Below are 20630 nucleotides of genomic sequence, written 5' to 3'. Positions count from 1 at the left end.
GGTCGAGGAGACCGCGTACGCCGTGCACGTCCTGCGCGCCGCCGCGCTGCCCGGCGCCGACGCGGCGCTGCGCCGGGCCCGGCGCTACCTGGCCACGATGGAGGGGCGCGACGGCGAACCCGCGCTCTGGCACGACAAGGATCTGTACCGGCCCGCCGTGATCGTGCGCGCGGCCGTGGCCGCCGCCCGCCACCTCCTGCGGGCCGCGACCGCTGGTGGGGCCCCCGACCGCGCCCGCGAACGGACAACCGCCGCGATCAGTGCCGCTTGAGTGAAGAATCGGACACTGCTAGCGTCGCCCGTGGCCGGAGGCGTCCCCCCGCGTTCCGGTACCCCCTCGAACACCCGGCCAGGATGGTGGAATGCGTTCCCGCAGCACCAATCTCCGCACCAAAGTCGTCGCCCTGCTGGCGTCGCTCGTCGCGCTCTGGGCCTTCGCGGCGTGGGTGACCGTACGGGACGGGTTCAACGTCCTCGGCGTGCAGACGCTCAACGAGGCGGTGTCCGAACCGAGTGAGAAGCTGACGCTCCAGCTCCAGCGGGAGCGGAAGATCTCGCTGGCGTACCTCGGGCGGCCGGACGAGCAGCGGCGCGCGGCGCTCGGGGAGGAACGGCGGCGCACCGACCAACTGGCGGCGGCGTTCCGCGAGTCGGCGGGAGGCTGGCGGGCCCGGGTGACCGCCAGCGACACGCTGGAGCAGCGCATCGACGCGGTCGACCGGAATTTGTCGCGGCTGGCGCGGACCCGCTCCCAGGTGGACTTCCGCAGCGTCGACCGGACGTCCACCTTCGCCGCGTACGGCTCGGTGCTCCGGTCCGTCTTCGACGTCTTCTCGGCCCTCGGCCTCCTCGACGACCGGCAGGTCGCCGAGGACACCACCGCGCTGATCGACCTCAACCGCGCCCGCGAGCTGCTCTCCCAGGAGGACGCGCTGCTCACCGGCGTGCTGGCGGCGGGTCGGGTGACCACGGGGGAGCGCACGCAGCTCGCCCAGCTCATCGGCGCCCAGCGGTTCGCGGCCGATCTCGCGGTGAGCCGGCTGCCCACGGCCGACCGCGGGCGGTACGACGCGATGATCGGCGGCGGGGCGTTCGGCGATCTGCGCGCCCTGGAGGACGGCGTCCTCCGGGGCCGGGGCGACGACCCCCGGCTCGACTTCTCCCTCGCCGAGTGGGACGAGGCCGTGACGCCGGCCCTGGCCCGGTGGAGCGACGTGGTGGAGGCCGGCGGCGACGACGTGGTGGAGCGGGCCACCCCGGTCGCCGTCATGGTGATCGTCCGCCTGGTGCTCGCCACCGGCCTGGGCCTGCTCGCCGTCATCGCGTCGGTCATCGTGTCGATCACCACCGCCCGGGCGCTGCTGCGGCAGTTGGAGCGGCTGCGCGACGCGGCCTTCACCCTCGCCAACGACCGGCTGCCGAGCGTGGTGGAACGGCTCGGCCACGGCGAGGAGGTGGACGTCGCGACCGAGGCGCCACCGCTGGAGTTCGGCGACGACGAGGTCGGTCAGGTGGGCAAGGCGTTCAACGCCGTCCAGGAGACCGCGCTGCGTACCGCCGTCGAGCAGGCGGAGCTGCGCCGCAACGTCCGCGAGGTCTTCCTCAGCCTGGCCCGGCGCACCCAGGCGCTCGTACACCGCCAGCTCACCCTGCTCGACACGATGGAGCGGCGGGAGCACGACGCCGAGGAGTTGGAGGACCTGTTCCGGGTCGACCACCTCGCCACCCGGATGCGGCGCAACGCCGAGAACCTGATCGTGCTCTCCGGCTCCACGCCCGGCCGGGCCTGGCGGCGCAACGTCCCGATGGTCGACGTGGTGCGCGGCGCGGTCGCCGAGGTGGAGGACTACACCCGGGTCAACGTGCTGCCGCTGGGCGCGGTCTCCCTGGCCGGGCGCGCCGTCGGTGACATCATCCACCTGCTGGCCGAGCTGATCGAGAACGGCCTGTCGTTCTCGCCGCCGCACACCACCGTCGAGGTGCGCGGCCAGATGGTGGGCAACGGCTTCGTCATCGAGATCGAGGACCGGGGCCTCGGCATGAGCGAGGAGGACCTCGCCGCCGCCAACGACCGCATCGTGGACCGTTCCGAGCTGAACCTGGCCAACGCCACCCGGCTCGGCCTGTACGTGGTCAGCCGGCTCACCGAGCGCCACGGCGTGCGGGTGCGGCTCAAGGAGTCGGCGTACGGCGGCACCACCGCCGTGGTGCTGATCCCGTCGGAGCTGGTCAGCGACCAGGGCGACGAGGGCGCCGGCCCGGAGCGCACCGGCGGCCAGCCCGTCGTGCCGGCGCAGGGCGTCCCCGTCGCGGTGGCCCCGCCGGCCCCGGCCGCCGACCGGCCGCCCCGACCGGCCACGCCGGTGGCCCTCGCGGAGGCGCCGGTGGCACCCGCGCCGGGACCGGACGCCCCCGACGCCGCCGACGGCGACGCGGTGCCGGCCCTGCCCAGCCGGGCGCGCCGCACGCCCCCGCCGGCACCGGCCCCGGGGGAGGAGACCGGGCTGCCGGTGCGCCCCCGACGATCGCCGGCGCAGTCGGCGCTGTCGGCGCTGGACGGCCCGACGGTGCCGAGCGGATACCCGATCGCCACGCCCCGGCCGGCCGCCGACCCGGCGACCCCGGATTCCGTCGAGGACCCGGCCGCGCCGGACGGGGCGGCCCCGGCGGCGTCGCCGCAACCGGTGCGCCGGACCGACGCCGGGTTGCCGGTGCGGGTGCGGCAGGCGAACATCGTGCCCGAACTGCGGGAGGACCCGTCCGCGCGGCAGGCGGACGACGACGAGGAAGAGGACACGTTCCGGCCACCGGAGCAGGTCCGCCGGATGATGAGTTCCTACCAGACCGGGACCCGAAGGGGCCGCACCGACGCCGCCCGGCTGCTCGGTGACCCCGACGCGGAGCCCGCCGACGCGACCGACGCCGGCGGGCGGGAAGCCACCTGAGCCACGGCGCGGGAACACCCGCACCCGACGGCGGGACGGCAGGTCCCAGACGACAAGCGGCGACACCAGCCGGGGGAGAAGAGGACGACGAGTGGGGCAGAAGACGGCTTCGAGTGCCGACCTGACGTGGTTGCTGGATGATCTGGTCGGCCGGGTGAAGCAGGCCGAACACGCTGTCGCGCTCTCCACGGACGGCCTGCTGATGGCCTCGTCCCGGGGCCTGAGCCGGGACGACGGGGAGCACCTCGCGGCGATGGCGGCCGGCATCCAGAGCCTGGCCCGGGGCGCGGGGAAGCGGTTCGGCGGCGGGCAGGTGCAGCAGACCATCATCGAGATGCAGTCGTCGTTCCTCTTCGTCACGGCGGCCGGGCGCAACGCCTGCCTCGCGGTGCTGGCCAGCGACGACGCCGACGTCGGCCTCATCGCGTACGAGATGGCCATGCTGGTCACCCGGGTGGGCAAGTACGTGGCCTCCCCGACCCGGCTTCCCGAGCAGCCGGTCGACGAGAAGTAACCCCGATGACGGTCCCAGGGGAGTCCACGGGGGAACAGTGGGTTGACGACCACGCCGGGCCGGTGGTCCGTCCGTACGCGGTGACGGGGGGCCGGGCCCGGCCGGTCACCGGCACCTTCGACCTGATCTCCCTGGTGACGGCCACCCGCGCGGGGGTGTCGCCGGAGGTCGGGCTCGGTCCCGAGCACCTGGCCATAGTCGCGCTCTGCCAGCGCATCCAGTCCGTCGCCGAGGTCGCCGCCCACCTGGACCTGCCGGTGGGGGCCATCCGGGTCCTGCTCGGCGACCTGATGGCGCGCGACCTGGTCCAGGTGCGCGAGCCCCGCGCGAGCGCGGGCCTTCCCGACGACAGCATCTTCGAGGCGGTTATCAATGGACTACGGGCGCTCTGAAAGGCCGGCGGGAGCCCCGCCCGTGCCCACGGCGATCAAGATCCTAATCGCGGGTGGCTTCGGGGTGGGCAAGACCACCATGGTCGGCGCGGTCAGCGAAACCAAGCCGCTGCGCACCGAGGAGGTGCTCACCGCCACCGGGTGCGGCATCGACGACCTGACGGGGGTGGAGAGCAAGTCCACCACCACCGTGGCGATGGACTTCGGCCGGATCACCATCAGCGACGACCTGGTGCTCTACCTCTTCGGCACCCCGGGGCAGAACCGCTTCTGGTTCGTCTGGGACGAGCTGGCCCTCGGGGCGCTCGGGGCGGTGGTGCTCGCCGACACCCGCCGGCTGGCCGACTGCTTCCCGTCGATCGACTACTTCGAGGGGCGGGGCACCCCGTTCGTGGTGGCGGTGAACTGCTTCGAGGGGGCCCGCACGTACCGGCTCGACGAGGTGCAGGCCGCGCTCAACCTCGACCCGGGGGTGCCGGTGCTGCTCTGCGACGCCCGCAAGCGGGAGTCGAGCAAGGAGGTGCTCATCACGCTGATGGAGCACGCCCTGAAGATCCGCGAGTCGCGCCGCCGCGCCACGCCGGACTGACGACCGGGCCGCCGCGCATGCGGAACCGGAAACGCCACAGGGCCCCTTCCCGCCCGTGGCGGAAAGGGGCCCTGTCCGGGTACGACGTCAGTTGGCGATCATGCGCCGCAGCACGTACTGCAGGATGCCGCCGTGCCGGTAGTAGTCGGCCTCACCCGGGGTGTCGATCCGGACCACCGCGTCGAACTCCACGCCGGTGTCGGTGGTGACCTTCACCGTGCGCGGGGTCTCGCCATCGTTCAGCGCGGTCACGCCGGTGATCGAGAAGGTCTCCGTGCCGGTCAGGCCCAGCGACTCGGCGGTCTCGCCGGCCGGGAACTGCAGCGGCAGCACGCCCATGCCGATCAGGTTCGAGCGGTGGATGCGCTCGTACGACTCGGCGATGACCGCCCGGACGCCGAGCAGCATGGTGCCCTTGGCCGCCCAGTCCCGCGACGAGCCGGAGCCGTACTCCTTGCCGGCCAGGATGACCAGCGGGACGCCCTCGGACTGGTACGCCACCGAGGCGTCGTAGATGCTGCTCTGCTCGCCGGTCAGGTGGTTCACCGTGAAGCCGCCCTCGACGCCCGGTACGAGCTGGTTGCGCAGCCGGATGTTGGCGAACGTGCCCCGGATCATCACCTCGTGGTTGCCCCGGCGGGAACCGTACGAGTTGAACTCGTGGCGCGGCACGCCGTGCTCGGCCAGGTACTTCCCGGCGGGGGAGTCGGCCTTGATCGAGCCGGCCGGGGAGATGTGGTCGGTGGTCACCGAGTCGCCCAGCTTGGCCAGCACGCGGGCGTCGGTGATGTCGACGACCGCCTTCGGCTCGCGCTCCATGCCCTCGAAGTACGGGGGCTTGCGCACGTAGGTGCTCTCGCCCTCCCAGGAGAACGTGTCGCCGGTCGGGGTCGGCAGCGACTGCCAGCGCTCGTCACCGGCGAAGACGTCGGAGTACGCCGCGCTGAACCCGGTCGCGCCGATCGCGGAGGCGATGACGTCCTGGATCTCGGCGGTGTTCGGCCAGATGTCGCGCAGGAAGACGGGCTGGCCCTGGCTGTCCTCGCCGATCGGCTCGTTGGCCAGGTCGATGTCCATCGTGCCGGCGAGCGCGTACGCGACGACCAGCGGCGGGGACGCCAGGTAGTTCATCTTGACGTCCGGGTTGATCCGGCCCTCGAAGTTCCGGTTGCCCGACAGCACCGAGACGACGGCGAGGTCGCCCTCGTTGACGGCGGCGGAGACCTCCTCCGGCAGCGGGCCGGAGTTGCCGATGCAGGTGGTGCAGCCGTAGCCGACCAGGTTGAAGCCGAGCTTCTCCAGGTAGGGCGTGAGGCCGGCGCGGTCGTAGTAGTCCATGACGACCTTGGAGCCGGGCGCGAGGGTGGTCTTCACCCACGGCTTGCGGTTCAGGCCCTTGTCCACCGCGTTGCGGGCCAGCAGCGCCGCCCCGATCATGACCTGCGGGTTGGAGGTGTTGGTGCAGGAGGTGATCGCGGCGATCACCACGGCGCCGTGGTCCAGCTCGTACTCCACGCCGTCGGCGCCGGTGACCCGGACCGGGTTGCTGGCCCGGCCGCCCGAGCCGACCGCGGCGTTGACCAGCTCGCGGGGGGCGTCGGCGGGGTCGTTGGTGCTGTCGACGGCCGGGGAGTCGCTGGCCGGGAAGGACTCGGCGCTGGCCTCGTCGGCGCGCCCCTGCACGCCGAACGGCTTCTCCTGCTGCGGCACGCCGGGCTTGCGGCCGGCGTCGCCGCCGGTGGCGTCGGCGGCCACGTAGTCGGTCAGGGCCGAGCGGAACAGCGTCTTGGCGTTGCCCAGCGGCACCCGGTCCTGCGGGCGCTTCGGGCCGGCCAGGGACGGCTCGATGGTGCCCAGGTCCAGCTCCAGGCGCTCCGAGTACTCCGGCTCGACGGCCGGGTCGTGCCAGAGGCCCTGCTCCTTCGCGTACGCCTCGACGAGCGCGACCTGAGACGCGTCGCGGCCGGTCAGCTCCAGGTAGCGGACGGTCTCGGCGTCGATCGGGAAGATCGCGACGGTGGAGCCGTACTCCGGGGACATGTTGCCGATGGTGGCCCGGTTGGCCAGCGGGACGGCGCTCACGCCGGGGCCGTAGAACTCGACGAACTTGCCGACCACGCCGTGCTTGCGCAGCATCTCGGTGATGGTGAGCACCAGGTCGGTGGCGGTGGTGCCGGCGGGCATCTCGCCGTGCAGCTTGAAGCCGACGACCCGGGGGATCAGCATGCTGACCGGCTGGCCGAGCATGGCGGCCTCGGCCTCGATGCCGCCGACGCCCCAGCCCAGCACGCCCAGGCCGTTGACCATCGTGGTGTGCGAGTCGGTGCCGACCACGGTGTCCGGGTACGCCTGGCCGTTGCGCTCCATGATCGTGCGGGCCAGGTACTCGATGTTGACCTGGTGCACGATGCCGGTGCCCGGCGGGACGACCTTGAACTCGTTGAACGCGGTCTGGCCCCAGCGCAGGAACTGGTAGCGCTCCTTGTTGCGCTCGTACTCCAGCTCGACGTTGCGCGCGAAGGCGTCCTCGCGGCCGAACAGGTCGGCGATGACCGAGTGGTCGATGACCAGCTCGGCCGGGGCGAGCGGGTTGACCTTGGTGGCGTCGCCGCCGAGGTCGCGGACCGCCTCGCGCATGGTGGCCAGGTCGACCACGCAGGGTACGCCCGTGAAGTCCTGCATCAGCACCCGCGCCGGGGTGAACTGGATCTCCACGCTCGGGTCGGCGCCGGCGTCCCAGGCGCCGAGCTGCCGGATGTGGTCGGCGGTGATGTTCGCGCCGTCCTCGGTCCGCAGCAGGTTCTCCAGCAGGATCTTCAGGCTGTAGGGGAGCCGTTCGTGCCCCTCCACCTTACTGATCTTGAAAATCTCGTAGCTCGCGTCTCCGACGCGTAGCTGGGTCTTCGCACCGAAGGTGTCGAGGCTCGCCACGTCGTACTCCTTCACACCAGCGACCGTGAGTAGTCCTGAGCAGTGTGTCGCACCGCCCGGGACCCCGCCCCGGTTAGGTGACACTTACCCGCCCTACCGTTTCAACAAAACCGTACGTCCGTCTTGCTAAGGACGCAACCTCGTGCCGGGGTGTGGGACGGGAAGGACACCATGATCCATGACGTCCTCCCCGCCCGCCCGCGCGGCCCGATCCCCCCGGCGCGCCGCGGCAAAAACCGGGGAGACGTCGCCCGCGAGCGGGCGGCGACCGGGATTTTGCGAGCATGTGGGTCATGGAGATCTGGCACAACCCGGCCTGCTCGAAGTCCGCCGCCGCCCGGGCGGCGATGGACGACGCGCGGGTGCCCTACCGGCTGCGGTCGTACCTGGAGCGACCGCCGAGCGCGGCCGAGCTGACCGAGGTGCTGCGCCGGCTCGGCGCGCGGCCGTGGGACGTCTGCCGCACCGGCGAGCCGGCCGCCGTCGCCCGGGGCATGGCGGACTGGCCCCGCGACGACGCCGCCGCGCCCCGCTGGATCGAGGCGATGGTGGCCGCCCCGGAGCTGATCCAGCGGCCGATCCTGCTGCTCGACGACGGCGGCGCGCTGCTGGGGCGTACCCCGCAGGCGCTGGCGGAGGCGGCCCGCCGCGCCGCCCGCGCCGACGGCTGACCCGGCGGTCAGGCCGGGGCGTCGGGGGCGGCCGGGGTGTCGGCGGTCGCCTGCGCGTGCCGGTCGCGCAGCCGGTCCCGGATCTCCTCCGGGGTGTACGCCCGCCGCCGCCGCTCGGCGCGGGCGACGACCACCCCGGTCGCGGCGACACCCGCGAGACCGGCCAGCCCGAGCACCTTCCACCACCGCATCCGTTGCCGCATCCGCTTAGGGTAGACCCCCATGAGCGAGCGAAGCGCCGCCGGCGACGGGGTGAGGGCATGAGCGTCAGCCTGGACGAGGCCGTGGAGCTGACCCGCACCGGCGATCTGTGGGTGTTCCGGGGTCGGAGCGTGCCCGACCGCGCCATCCAGTTCACCACCAACAGCCCGGTGAACCACGTCGGCATGGCCGTGGTGCTCGACGACATGCCGCCGCTGATGTGGCACGCCGAGCTGGGCCGGTCGCTGCCGGACATGTGGACCGGCACCCACCAGCGCGGCGTGCAGTTGCACGACCTGCGCGACGCGGTCTGCGTCTGGGCCAACAGGTACGGCCAGCGGGCCTGGCTGCGGCAGCTCGAACCGCCCGCCGACGCGGAGATGGAGAAGGCGGTGCTGCGCACCGTGGCCCGCCTCGACGGCACGCCGTTCCCCTCCACCGCCCAGCTCGCCTGGCGCTGGGCGCGGGGCCGGCTCCCGCAGGTCCGGCTGCCCCGGCTGCCCGGCCGGCGCGACGAGCAGGAGCGGGAGCCGGCCGACGGGTGGACCGGACAGGAGCGTGGGCCGGCCGACGGGCGGGCCGGGCAGGAGCGGGAGCCGGCCGGCGGGGTCGCGGGGGGTGACCGGACACTGGAGACGGCGTACTGCGCCGAGGTGGTCGCGGTGACCTACGAGGCGATGGGGCTGCTGCCGGCGGGCCGCCGGCCCAACTGGTACGACCCGGGTCGCTTCTGGAGCGGCGACGACCTCGGCCTATCGGCCGGGGCCCGGCTCGGCGCCGAGATCGAGGTACGCATCCCGTCCCGCTGACTGGGCGGGGTGGGGTGGCCGGGTTTGCGGGCCCGGCCACTCGGCAATTGACAGTCCCCGTGACTGCCTCCACCGATCTCGACGCCCTGACCGAGTTCTTCGACCGGTACGGCGTCGCGCTGACCACCGGCGACGTGGCGGCCGTCGCCGCCTGCTACGCCCTGCCCGGCCTCGTCGTCGCCGACACGTACAGCTTCTCGTTCGCCTCCCCGGCGGCGGTGGCCCTCTCCTTCGTCGGCGCGGCGCCGGACTACCAGGAACACGAGCTGGTCGCGGCGAACGCGCTGATCGAGGACGTGCAGCCGGTCTCCGCCCTGCTCACCGAGGTCGCCGTGGAGTGGGAGTTCCTGGACAGCCAGGGGCGGCGGGTGCCCGGCGAGCGCTACCGCTACCTGCTGCGCGGCACCGACGACGGTCCCGCCATCTGCACGGTCATCCGCACGGCGTGACCGCCCACGTCGCCGGGGAGCGCGACGTGGGCATCCCGGCGGGTGACCGCGTCTTTTCGCAAGAGGACTGCCGTCTTGCGGCTTGGTTTGCAAGGCATTGCAGAATTTTTCGGCAAGGGCTAGCGTGCGGGCGAATCACGACCAGAGGAAGGCCGTCGATGAGACCCCCGCCGAAACCGCGCAAGGCGCTGCTCGCCTTGGCCTCCACCCTTGCCCTCGCCCTCGTCGGCACCCCCGTCGCCGCGCGCCCCCGCGCCGCGGACGCCGCCCCCGCCACCCCCCTCACCGCCGCCGGGGCGGTGCAGTGGCGCTCCGAGCCCTCCGCCGAGGCCCTGCTCGCCGCCGCCGACGGCGACGCCCGCGCCGAGCAGTTCTACTTCGTCCTGCCGGACCGGTTCGCCAACGGCGACCCGCGCAACGACACCGGCGGGCTCGCCGGGGACCGGCTCCGCACCGGTCTCGACCCGAAGGACAAGGGCTTCTACCACGGCGGCGACCTCAAAGGCGTGCTCGACAAGCTCGACTACATCCAGGGGCTGGGCACCACGGCCATCTGGCTCGCCCCGATCTTCGCCAACCGGCCCGTGCAGGGCGTCGGCGCGGACGCCTCCGCCGGCTACCACGGCTACTGGATCACCGACTTCACCCGCGTCGACCCGCACTTCGGCACCGAGGCGGAGCTGAACAGGCTGGTGAAGCAGGCCCACCGCCGGGGCATCAAGGTCTACCTCGACGTCATTGTCAACCACACCGCCGACGTCATCAAGTACGCCGAGGACAGGTACGCCTACATCGACAAGGCGACCGCCCCGTACACCGACGCGCGGGGGCGGAAGTTCGAGGACCGCAACTACGCCGACGGCAGCCGGGACTTCCCGAAGGTGGACGCCGGCTCGTTCCCGTACACCCCGACCTTCGACACCCCGGCCGACGCGAAGGTCAAGGTCCCGGCGTGGCTCAACGACGCCACCATGTACCACAACCGGGGCGACTCGACCTTCGCCGGCGAGAACAGCGAGTACGGCGACTTCTACGGCCTGGACGACCTCTGGACCGAGCGCCCCGAGGTGGTCGCGGGCATGACCAAGGTCTACGGCGACTGGATCGGCCGCACCGGGGTGGACGGCTTCCGGCTGGACACCGTCAAGCACGTCAACATGGAGTTCTGGCCGCAGTTCAGCCGGGGCGTGCAGCGGGCCGCCGAGGCCGCCGGCAAGAAGGACTTCTTCATGTTCGGCGAGGTCTACAGCGCCGACCCGGAGATCACCTCCAGCTACGTGCGCACCGGCGGCCTGCCGGCCACCCTCGACTTCGCCTTCCAGGAGGCCGCGCGCGGCTACACCGCCGCCGGCGGCTCCGCGAAGGCGCTCGCCGACGTGTACGCCCGCGACGACCTGTACGGCTCCCGGGACACCGGCGCGCACCGGCTGACCACCTTCCTCGGCAACCACGACATGGGCCGGATCGGCTCGTTCGTCGCCGCCTCCGGCGGGGACGACGCCACCCGACTGCGCCGGGCCCGGCTCGCCCACCAGCTCATGCTCCTCACCCGGGGCCAGCCCGTCGTCTACTCCGGCGACGAGCAGGGCTTCACCGGCCCCGGCGGCGACAAGGACGCCCGGCAGGACATGTTCGCCTCGAAGGTGCCCGACTACCTCGACGACGACCTGATCGGCACCGACCGCACCCACGCCGCCGACCAGTACGACCCGACGCACCCGCTGTACCGCACCATCGCCGAGCTGGGCCGGCTCCGGCAGGCCCACCCGGCGCTGCGCGACGGCGTCCAGGTCACCCGGCACGCCGACGACGGCCCCGGCGTCTTCGCCTTCTCCCGCGTCGACCCGGGGCAGCGCGTCGAGTACGTCGCCGCCGTGAACAACGCCGACGCCGCACGCACCGTCACGGTGGACACCTTCACGGCCGGCGCCGCGTTCGCCGGGATCTACGGCGGCGCGGCGACCGCGACCGCCGGGGCGGACGGCAGGCTCACCGTGACCGTGCCGGCGATGTCCGCCGTGGTGTACCGGGCCGGCAAGGCGATCCCGCAGGCCGACGCGAAGCCGACGATCACCGTCGCCGCCCCGGACGCCCCGGTGCCCACCCGGGTCGCCGTCACCGCCCGGGTCACCGGCGACCCGCTGGCCACCGTCGCCGTCGCCGCCCGGGTGGCCGGCGGCCGGTGGACCCTGCTCGGCGGCGCCCGTACCGCCCCGTACACCGTGCACCACGACCTGACCGGCCTGCCCGGCGGTACGCGGATCGAGTACAAGGCCGTCGTCCGCGACGGCAGGGGCCGCACCGCCGGCACCCGCTCCACCGCCACCGTCGGCACCCCGGCGCAGGGCGCGTCGCGGGACTGGGCGATCGTGCACTACCAGCGCCCCGCCGGCGGGTACGACGACTGGAACCTCTACGCCTGGGGCGACATCGACCCGGCGTACGCCACCGAGTGGCCCGAGGGGCAGCCGTTCGCCGGGGAGGACTCCTACGGCCGGTTCGCCTGGGTGAAGCTGAAGCCCGGCGCGAAGTCCGTCGGGTTCCTCGTGGTCGACTCGGACGGGAACAAGGACGTGGCACAGGACCGCACCATCGACGTCACACGGACCGGGGAGGTGTGGGTGAAACAGGGCGACCCGACGCTCCACCCGAGCAGGCAGGCGGCCACCGGCGAGCCGGACCCGCCGGTCGACGAGGGCACCGCGCTGATCCACTACCGCCGGGCCGACAACGACTACGCCGGCTGGGGCCTGCACCTGTGGGACGGCGCGGCGAAGCCGACCGACTGGTCCGCGCCGCTCGCGCCCGAGCGCGTCGACGCCTTCGGCGCGGTCTTCCGGGTGCCGCTGGCGGCCGGGGCGACCGGGCTGAGCTACATCATCCACAAGGGCGACACCAAGGACCTGCCGAACGACCAGCGGCTCGACTTCGCCGCCGCCGGGCGCGAGGTGTGGCTGCTCGCGGGCACGCCCGGCCGGCTGCTGCCGTCGACGGCGTCGGCGGCGAACCGGGACGTGGACCTCGCCAGGCAGAAGGCGCACTGGATCGACCGCTCCACCGTCGCCTGGCCGGGCGGGCCGACCGACGGCCGGACGTACGCCCTGGTGACCGCCCCGGCCGGCGGGCTGGGCGTGGTCGACGGGGAGCTGACCGGGACGTACACGACGCTGCCGCTGCGGGCCCGGCCCAACGGGCTCACCGAGGCCCAGCGCGCGCGGTTCCCGCACCTGTGGGCGTACCGGGCGTTCGACCTGGACCGGGCCGACCTGGCGAAGGTGCCGGCGGCCCTGCGCGGGCAGCTCGTGGTGACCGAGCGGGACGCGGCCGGCGCGCTGCTCGCCGCGACCGGCGTGCAGGTCCCCGGCGTGCTCGACGACGTCTACGCCGCCGCCACCGGGGCGCGGCTCGGCGTGACCTTCGCCGGCCGGGTTCCGACCCTCGCGGTCTGGGCGCCCACCGCCCGGTCGGTGTCGCTGGAGCTCTCCGACACGCCGACCGCCGAGCCGCGCGTCGTGACGATGCGCCGCGACGACCGCACCGGCGTCTGGTCGGTGCGCGGCGAGCCGGGCTGGACAGGCCGGTACTACCGGTACCGGATCTCCGCGTGGCAGCCGGCGGCCGGGAAGATGGTCACCGCCACGGTCACCGACCCGTACTCGGTGGCCCTCGCGCCGAACTCGACGCACAGCCAGATCGTCGACCTGGCGGACCCGGCGCTGGCCCCCGCCGGCTGGGCGGGCCTGCGCAAGCCGGCGGCCCCGCCCGCCGCGAAGGCCCAGATCCAGGAGGTCTCCGTGCGGGACTTCTCCGTCGCCGACACCACCGTGCCCGCCGAGCGGCGCGGCACCTACCTCGCCTTCACCGACCCCGACACGGCAGGGATGCGGCACCTGCGGGCGCTCGGCGACGCCGGGGTCGACTACCTGCACCTGCTGCCGGCGTTCGACTTCGCCACCATCCCCGAGCGCCGCGCCGACCAGAAGCAGCCGGCCTGCGACCTGGCGAAGCTGCCCCCGGACTCCGACGAGCAGCAGAAGTGCATCGCTGCGGTCGCCGACACCGACGGCTACAACTGGGGGTACGACCCGCTGCACTACACCGTGCCGGAGGGCGGCTACGCCGTCGACCCGGCCGGGGCCGGGCGGACCACCGAGTTCCGGCGGATGGTCGCCGGGATCAACGGCGCGGGCCTGCGCGTCGTCATGGACGTCGTCTACAACCACACCTCGGCCGCCGGCACGGACGCCACGTCCGTGCTCGACCAGGTGGTGCCGGGCTACTACCACCGGCTGCTCGACGACGGTACGGTCGCCGACTCGACCTGCTGCGCCAACACCGCCCCCGAGCACGCGATGATGGGCAAGCTCGTGGTCGACTCTGTGGTCACCTGGGCCAGGCAGTACAAGGTGGACGGGTTCCGCTTCGACCTGATGGGCCACCACCCGAAGGCGAACATCCTCGCCGTGCGGGCCGCGCTCGACAGGCTCACCCCCGCCCGCGACGGCGTCGACGGGAAGAAGATCCTGCTGTACGGCGAGGGCTGGAACTTCGGCGAGGTCGCCGACGACGCCCGCTTCGTGCAGGCCACCCAGGCCAACATGGCCGGCACCGGGATCGGCACGTTCAACGACCGGCTACGCGACGCGGTGCGCGGCGGCGGCCCGTTCGACGCCAACCCGCGCGTGCAGGGCTTCGCCTCCGGGCTGTTCACCGACCCCAACGGCGACCCGGTCAACGGGTCGGCCGACGAGCAGCGGGCCCGGCTGCTGCGCGCCCACGACCAGATCAAGGTCGGGCTGACCGGCAACCTGCGCGACTACCGGTTCACCGACTCGGCCGGCCGCGAGATCACCGGCGCGCAGGTCGACTACAACGGCTCGCCCGCCGGCTACACGGCCGCGCCGGGCGAGGCGGTCACCTACGTCGACGCGCACGACAACGAGATCCTGTACGACGCGCTGGCGTACAAGCTGCCGCAGGCCACCTCGGCGACCGACCGGGCCCGGATGCAGGTGCTCGCCCTCTCCACCGTGGTCATGGGCCAGGGGACCGGGTTCGTCACGGCCGGCTCGGAGCGGCTGCGGTCGAAGTCGCTGGACCGCAACTCGTACAACTCCGGCGACTGGTTCAACCAGATCCGCTGGGACTGCGCCCAGGGCAACGGCTTCGGCGCCGGCCTCCCGCCCGCGCAGGACAACGAGGAGAAGTGGCCGTACGCGAAGCCGCTGCTGGCCGACCCGAAGCTGGTGCCGGACTGCGCGGCGATCGACCTGGCCAACGCCCGCTACGCGGAGCTGCTGCGCATCCGCGAGTCCTCGCCGGTGTTCGGGCTGACCACCGCCGAGGCGGTGCAGCGGCGGGTCGCGTTCCCGCTCTCCGGCACCGCCGAGACCCCGGGCGTGCTCACCATGACCCTCGACGCCCGGGGGCTGGGCGGGGCGTGGAAGTCGGTGACGGTGGTCTTCAACGCCACCGGCGCGGCGGCCACGCAGCGGGTCGCCGGGCTGCGCGGGGCCGACGTGGCGCTGCACCCGGTGCTGCGGGGCTCCGCCGACCCGGTGCTGCGTACCGCGTCGTTCGACCGGGGAACCGGCACGTTCGCGGTGCCGGCGCGCAGCGTGGCGGTCTTCGTCCAGCGCTGACCGCACACGGTCCGGCCCCCGTCCCGACAGGGACGGGGGCCGGACCCGTTACGGGCGGCCGGTCAGCCCAGGCAGTTCGGCACCGGGGTGCCGGCGCAGTTGTCCGAGTCGTTGTGCACGAACACCGATCCCGGGTCGGCGACGACCGCGCCGTTGTTGAGCACCCCGCCGCCGGTGACCCGGGCGCCGTTCCCCGTGACCTTGGTGTTGGTCAACGTCAGGGTGGCCACGTCGACGCGGAGCCCGCCGCCGGCCGAGGTGGGGCCGAAGGCCGAGTTGCCGGCGACCAGGCCGCCCCGGAGGCGCAGCGACCCGCCCTGGAGGTGGACCCCGCCCGCGTCGCCGCGCGCGGAGTTGTCGACGATCCTGGTCTCCTCCGCGACCGTCCGGGAGCCGGTGACGACGGCGAGGCCGCCGCCGTCGCCCGCCGTGGCCGAGTTGTTCGCCACGGTCGTGCCCCGCAGCAGGACCACCGAGGCCGCCGCGCGCAGCCCGCCGCCCCGGACGGCCGCGTTGCCGGTGAACTGCGAGTCGGTCACCGTGACCGAGCCGCCGGCGGAGTCGAGGCCGCCGCCCCCGCCGCCCGCCTCGTTGCCGGTCGCCGTGCTCCGCTCGACCAGCACCGTGCCGGTGTTGCGCACGCCGCCGCCCGACCCCACCGCGTTGTTCTGGGTGACCGGGGAGTCGACGAGCTTGAGCAGCCCGGCGTTGGCGACGCCGCCGCCGTCGCGCAGGGCGCTGCCGCGCTCCACCGTACTGTGGTCCAGGACCGTGGTGCCGAGGTTGGCGATGGCGCCACCGTCCCGCTCGGACGAGTTGCGGGTGAAGATGGTCTTCTCGACCGTGGCCCGGCCGCCGGCCCGGACGAGCAGGGCCCCGCCGTCGGGCTCGGCCACCCCGGACCGCGCGGGGAGGGTCCGTCCGCCCCACAGCGTCAGGCCCCGGAGGGTGAGCTGCCCGCCGGAGGCGACGGTGAAGAGGCGGAAGGCCGACGCGCTCGCCGCCCGGTTGATGACCGTCTTGTCGCCCTCGATCGTGATCGGTCCCGTGACGACCGGCAGCCCGTTGCCGAGGTTGTCGGTCGCCGTCAGCGTGTACTCGCAGCCGGTCGCCAGGCGCAGCGACCCGCCGCGCTCGGCGTTGGCCCGGGTCATCGCCGCGATCAGCCGGTCCGTGTCGCAGGGCACCTCCTGGACCGGGCCGCGGCCCTCGCCACCCTTGTCCTCCGGCTTCCGGCCCTGCTCGCCGTCGCCCTTCTCCTCGGGGTGCTGGCCCTGCTTGCCGCCCTTGTCCTCGGGGTCCTGGCCCTGCTCGCCGCCGCCCCGCTCGCGGGTCTCGTCCCGGCCGTGGTCGTTCCGCTCCCGGCCCTCGTCCCCGGCCCGCCGCTCCGCCGAGACCCGTTTCGGCTCGCCGGCCCCCGCCGCCGGGGCCGCGCCGGTGGCGCCGCCGAACGCGGCGAGGCCGACCACGCCGGTCAGGCCGGCGACGCCCGTGGCGAGCCAGGCCCGGCGTCGGGTGGACATCCTTGTCGGCCCCACGGCCGGTGTCGTCGTCTTCGGTGATTTCTTGGACATGAGGGCTCTCTGCCTCTCCTGATACCCGGAACGGGTCGATCCTGCATCTGGGGGATGGCTTGCCCAGCACGGGTGGGAGCCTCCAGAACCCAATTTATGAGAGTTTTCCTCGCTATCAGGGCTGAATCGGTGCGATGCACGCGTTAGGGAACACGATCCGGCCCCGGGCGACGAGGCGTCGCCCGGGGCCGGAAGTGGCGCCGTTGGACCGGTCCGCGTACGGGCTGGCCGTTGCTGCCTCAGCCGAAGCAGTTGGTGACGGTGCCGGTGCAGTGGTTCGGTCGGTTGTTGCCGACGGTGCTGCTCGGGTCGACGGCGGTGATGGGCACGTTGGTGTGGATGCCGCCCCCTCCGCCGTTGTTGGTGAGCGCCGTGTTGGTGGCGATGGTGGTGCGGTTGAGGGTGATGGTGCCGTTGATGTTGCGGATGCCGCCGCCGAGGGTGGCTTTGTTTCTGCTGGTTTCGGTGTTGCGGAGGGTGAGGGTGGCGGTGCCGCCGGTGGCGGGGGTGAGGTCGTGGTTGAGGATGCCGCCGCCGCCGAGGCCGTTGGTGAAGTTTTCGGTGATCTTGCTGTTTTCGATGACGGTGCTGCTGGTCAGGAGGAGGGTGGCGGTGTTGGCGATGCCGCCGCCTCCGCCGACGGAGGCGTTGCGGGTGATGGTGGTGTTGCGTAGGACGAGTTGGGTGTTGAGTGCGCCGATGCCGCCGCCGGTGACGCCGGTGGTGTTGTCGGTGAGTTCGGTGTCGGTGATGTCGACGATGCCGCGTTCGCTGGCGATGCCGCCGCCGGCGCCGACGGAGCGGTTGCCGTTGAGGGCGCTCTTGGTGGTGGTGAGGGTGCCGGCGAGGTTGTTGATGCCGCCGCCGGCGGCTCCGGCGACGTTGGCGTGGATCTTGGTTTCGGTGAGGGTGAGCAGGCCGGTGTTGTGGATGCCGCCGCCGGCCTGGGTGGCGCTGTTGTTTCTGATGGTGGTGTTGGTGACGGTGGTGGTGCCTTCGTTGTGGATGGCGCCGCCGGTGGTGGTGGCGTCGTTGTTGACGAGGGTGGCGTTGGTGATGTCGGCGACGCCGCCGGTGCGGACGAGGATGGCTGCGCCGGTGGGTCCGTTGCCGCCGGTGAGGGTGGTGTTGGACAGGCGCAGGTGGCCGCCGGGGGCGACGTCGAAGAAGCGGAAGGATGCGGCGTTGGCGGCGCGGGTGAGGGTGGTGTCCTCACCGGTGATGGTGATGTTCTGGGTGATCGGGGGCAGGCCGCTGCCGCCGGGGCCGTTGTTGACGGTCAGGCTGTAGGTGCAGCCCTTGGCCAGTTTCAGCGTCCCGCCGTTGTCGGCGTTGGCCCGGGTGATCGCCGCGATCAACCGATCCGCATTGCACGACACCTCCACGGCCTGAACCGAACCGTTCTGCCCCTGGCCGCCCTGCTCCTTGTCGTTCTCCCCCTTGCCGCCCTGCTCCTTGCCTTTCCCGTGGCCCTGCTCCTTGCCGCCGTGCTCGCCCCGGTCGCCCTGCTTGCCCTGGTTGCCGTGCTCGCCGCGCTCGTCCCGGTTGCCGTGCTCGCCCCGGTCACCGTGCTCGCCCTGCTCGCCCCGGTCACCATGCTCGCCGCGCTCGTCCTGCTTGCCCCGGTCGCCGTGCTCGTTCCGGTCGCCTCGCCCGGAGCCGCCGTCGCCCTTGACGAACTGCTCCGCCGTGGACCAGGTGAGATCCGTCAGCCTGTCCATGCCGGCCGCACCGGCGCTGGTGCCGACGCCGATCGCGGCGAGGCTGACCACGCCGGTCAGGCCGGCGACGCCGGAGACGAGCCACACCTTGCGGCGGCCGCGCGTCCCGGCGGCCTTCTTCTTGCCGGTGTCGTCGTTCTTCCGAAGGTAATTGGACATCGGAGTTCTCTGCCCTCTCTTCGTATCAGACAAGGTCGCACCGCCATCGCGAGGCGTCCTTCGCTACAAATCGGTTGTAGCTGCTAAATGACACCGTATGAGAATGTTCTTCGTGGAGGGCGCGAATCCGAAGAAACCCCGCATCGGGTACAAGGTGCGCGACTAGTGCACACGGACGGCCTGCGGCCCCTCCCGCGACGCGTGCGGGAGGGGCCGGGCGGCTATGTGGATCAACCGAGGCAGTTGCCGCCGGTGCAGTTGTCGGGCCGGTTGGTGGCGATGGTGGTGCGGTTGAGGGTGATGGTGCCGTTGATGTTGCGGATGCCGCCGCCGAGGGTGGCTTTGTTTCTGCTGGTTTCGGTGTTGCGGAGGGTGAGGGTGGCGGTGCCGCCGGTGGCGGGGGTGAGGTCGTGGTTGAGGATGCCGCCGCCGCCGAGGCCGTTGGTGAAGTTTTCGGTGATCTTGCTGTTTTCGATGACGGTGCTGCTGGTCAGGAGGAGGGTGGCGGTGTTGGCGATGCCGCCGCCTCCGCCGACGGAGGCGTTGCGGGTGATGGTGGTGTTGCGTAGGACGAGTTGGGTGTTGAGTGCGCCGATGCCGCCGCCGGTGACGCCGGTGGTGTTGTCGGTGAGTTCGGTGTCGGTGATGTCGACGATGCCGCGTTCGCTGGCGATGCCGCCGCCGGCGCCGACGGAGCGGTTGCCGTTGAGGGCGCTCTTGGTGGTGGTGAGGGTGCCGGCGAGGTTGTTGATGCCGCCGCCGGCGGCTCCGGCGACGTTGGCGTGGATCTTGGTTTCGGTGAGGGTGAGCAGGCCGGTGTTGTGGATGCCGCCGCCGGCCTGGGTGGCGCTGTTGTTTCTGATGGTGGTGTTGGTGACGGTGGTGGTGCCTTCGTTGTGGATGGCGCCGCCGGTGGTGGTGGCGTCGTTGTTGACGAGGGTGGCGTTGGTGATGTCGGCGACGCCGCCGGTGCGGACGAGGATGGCTGCGCCGGTGGGTCCGTTGCCGCCGGTGAGGGTGGTGTTGGACAGGCGCAGGTGGCCGCCGGGGGCGACGTCGAAGAAGCGGAAGGATGCGGCGTTGGCGGCGCGGGTGAGGGTGGTGTCCTCACCGGTGATGGTGATGTTCTGGGTGATCGGGGGCAGGCCGCTGCCGCCGGGGCCGTTGTTGACGGTCAGGCTGTAGGTGCAGCCCTTGGCCAGTTTCAGCGTCCCGCCGTTGTCGGCGTTGGCCCGGGTGATCGCCGCGATCAACCGATCCGCATTGCACGACACCTCCACCGAACCCTTCTCTCGGCCTTCCCCGCCGGCCTCGCGGTCCCCGGCGTCGCCGCCCTGGCTGGACGACCTGCCCTGCCCGGACCGACCGTCCTTCCCGGGGCGACCGTCCTTCCCGGGGCGACCGTCCTTCCCGGGGCGACCGTCCGTCCCGAGGCGGCCGTCCTTGCCCCGGCGGCCGTCCTTCCCGGCCCGGCCCTCGTCGCCGGAGCGGCCGTCGCGCCCGGACCGTTCGTCCCCGCCCGGCCTGCCGGCCGGGGCCCGGTCGTTGCCACGTCCGGCATCGCCGTCGGCGGCCTTCTCGTCGGCCCGGTCGGCGTCGCTCGCGTCCTGCCGGGCCGTGGCGGCCTGCTGGTCAGCCGCCCGCTGCGTGTCGTCGGCCGGGTCGTCGCGGGCGGCCAAACCGCCCAGTGCCGCCAGGCCGACGACGCCGGTCAGTCCGGCCACGCCCGTGGCGACCCAGAGCGCCCGCCGCCGTCTCGTCGGCGGGGTCACGTGCGCCCCGCCCTCGGAAGTCGTTTCGTCGTTGGACATCGGAGCCTTCCGTCCCTTCCTGCTACCAGACGGGGCCGCACCGCCCAGGAGGGCGCGGCCAGCTACAAATCGGTTGCAGCATTCAAAGGCCACCGTATGAGAACGATCCTCGCGAGACGGGCAAAACCGAGGAAACCCCGCATTGTGGGGCGAGAAGTATCCGTTCGACGACGCGGCCGGGACACCGGCCAGGGGAGGGGCGAACGACGGCGGGCCCCGCCG

General features: G+C 72.9%; 13 protein-coding genes and 1 pseudogene. 9 read left to right on the top strand and 5 right to left on the bottom strand.

Translation table 11 applies throughout. From position 1 onward, the window contains the following. The 5 genes and pseudogenes from LPU43_RS10225 to LPU43_RS10205 all read left to right on the top strand — a co-directional run. Positions 1-271 (top strand): annotated as a pseudogene (locus tag LPU43_RS10225) (prenyltransferase/squalene oxidase repeat-containing protein); the annotation flags it as partial. A 91-nt stretch (positions 272-362) separates the two neighbouring features. Continuing rightward, the gene (locus tag LPU43_RS10220) at positions 363-2945 is read left to right on the top strand and encodes a sensor histidine kinase (RefSeq protein ID WP_229400034.1); all 2583 of its coding nucleotides are present in this window, start codon (positions 363-365) and stop codon (positions 2943-2945) included. Between the two features lie 91 nt (positions 2946-3036). Next, positions 3037-3459 carry a roadblock/LC7 domain-containing protein gene (locus LPU43_RS10215; protein WP_229400033.1) on the top strand — a complete coding sequence of 141 codons (423 nt, stop codon included), beginning with the start codon at positions 3037-3039 and terminating at the stop codon, positions 3457-3459. A 5-nt stretch (positions 3460-3464) separates the two neighbouring features. Next, on the top strand, positions 3465-3851 hold the full coding sequence (locus LPU43_RS10210) for a DUF742 domain-containing protein (RefSeq protein WP_229400032.1): 387 nt from the start codon (positions 3465-3467) through the stop codon (positions 3849-3851). Continuing rightward, on the top strand, positions 3832-4440 hold the full coding sequence (locus LPU43_RS10205; RefSeq protein WP_229400031.1) for a GTP-binding protein: 609 nt from the start codon (positions 3832-3834) through the stop codon (positions 4438-4440). Before LPU43_RS10210 ends, LPU43_RS10205 begins: the two co-directional genes overlap by 20 nt. An 87-nt stretch (positions 4441-4527) precedes the next feature. Here LPU43_RS10205 and LPU43_RS10200 read toward each other — a convergent pair whose 3' ends face one another. Beyond that, positions 4528-7386 carry an aconitate hydratase gene (locus LPU43_RS10200; RefSeq protein ID WP_229400030.1) on the bottom strand — a complete coding sequence of 953 codons (2859 nt, stop codon included), beginning with the start codon at positions 7384-7386 and terminating at the stop codon, positions 4528-4530. A 278-nt stretch (positions 7387-7664) separates the two neighbouring features. On the opposite strand from LPU43_RS10200, the gene LPU43_RS10195 reads away from it, so the two are divergent. Continuing rightward, entirely contained in the window at positions 7665-8042 is a 378-nt protein-coding gene (locus LPU43_RS10195; protein WP_229400029.1) for an ArsC/Spx/MgsR family protein, read from the top strand. Positions 8043-8050: 8 nt separating this feature from the next. Here the strand turns inward: LPU43_RS10195 and LPU43_RS10190 are convergent, their stop codons facing one another. Beyond that, on the bottom strand, positions 8051-8245 hold the full coding sequence (locus LPU43_RS10190; RefSeq protein WP_229400028.1) for a hypothetical protein: 195 nt from the start codon (positions 8243-8245) through the stop codon (positions 8051-8053). Positions 8246-8302: 57 nt separating this feature from the next. On the opposite strand from LPU43_RS10190, the gene LPU43_RS10185 reads away from it, so the two are divergent. The 3 genes from LPU43_RS10185 (at position 8303) to pulA (ending at position 15143) form a co-directional block, all read left to right on the top strand. Further along, positions 8303-9052, top strand: coding sequence for a hypothetical protein (locus LPU43_RS10185; protein WP_229400027.1), 750 nt, complete (start codon positions 8303-8305; stop codon positions 9050-9052). Between the two features lie 59 nt (positions 9053-9111). Further along, on the top strand, positions 9112-9501 hold the full coding sequence (locus tag LPU43_RS10180; RefSeq protein WP_229400026.1) for a DUF6841 family protein: 390 nt from the start codon (positions 9112-9114) through the stop codon (positions 9499-9501). Between the two features lie 158 nt (positions 9502-9659). Continuing rightward, positions 9660-15143 (top strand): pullulanase-type alpha-1,6-glucosidase, encoded by a 5484-nt coding sequence (gene pulA / locus LPU43_RS10175; protein WP_229400025.1) that lies wholly within the window; start codon positions 9660-9662, stop codon positions 15141-15143. A 62-nt stretch (positions 15144-15205) separates the two neighbouring features. Here the strand turns inward: pulA and LPU43_RS10170 are convergent, their stop codons facing one another. From LPU43_RS10170 to LPU43_RS10160, 3 genes are all read right to left on the bottom strand, one after another. Next, on the bottom strand, positions 15206-16666 hold the full coding sequence (locus LPU43_RS10170) for a right-handed parallel beta-helix repeat-containing protein (protein WP_229400024.1): 1461 nt from the start codon (positions 16664-16666) through the stop codon (positions 15206-15208). A gap of 290 nt (positions 16667-16956) precedes the next feature. Further along, complete coding sequence (locus LPU43_RS10165) at positions 16957-18597, bottom strand: collagen-like domain-containing protein (RefSeq protein WP_229400023.1); 1641 nt, start codon at positions 18595-18597, stop codon at positions 16957-16959. 230 nt (positions 18598-18827) lie between these two features. Next, positions 18828-20408 carry a collagen-like domain-containing protein gene (locus tag LPU43_RS10160; RefSeq protein WP_229400022.1) on the bottom strand — a complete coding sequence of 527 codons (1581 nt, stop codon included), beginning with the start codon at positions 20406-20408 and terminating at the stop codon, positions 18828-18830. Positions 20409-20630 lie beyond the last annotated feature (222 nt).

The sequence above is a fragment of the Micromonospora okii genome, assembly GCF_020884795.1.
GTDB lineage: Bacteria > Actinomycetota > Actinomycetes > Mycobacteriales > Micromonosporaceae > Micromonospora > Micromonospora okii.
The sequence above is the reverse complement of the archived record's forward strand: the minus strand, read 5'-3'. Positions and strand labels throughout refer to the sequence as shown.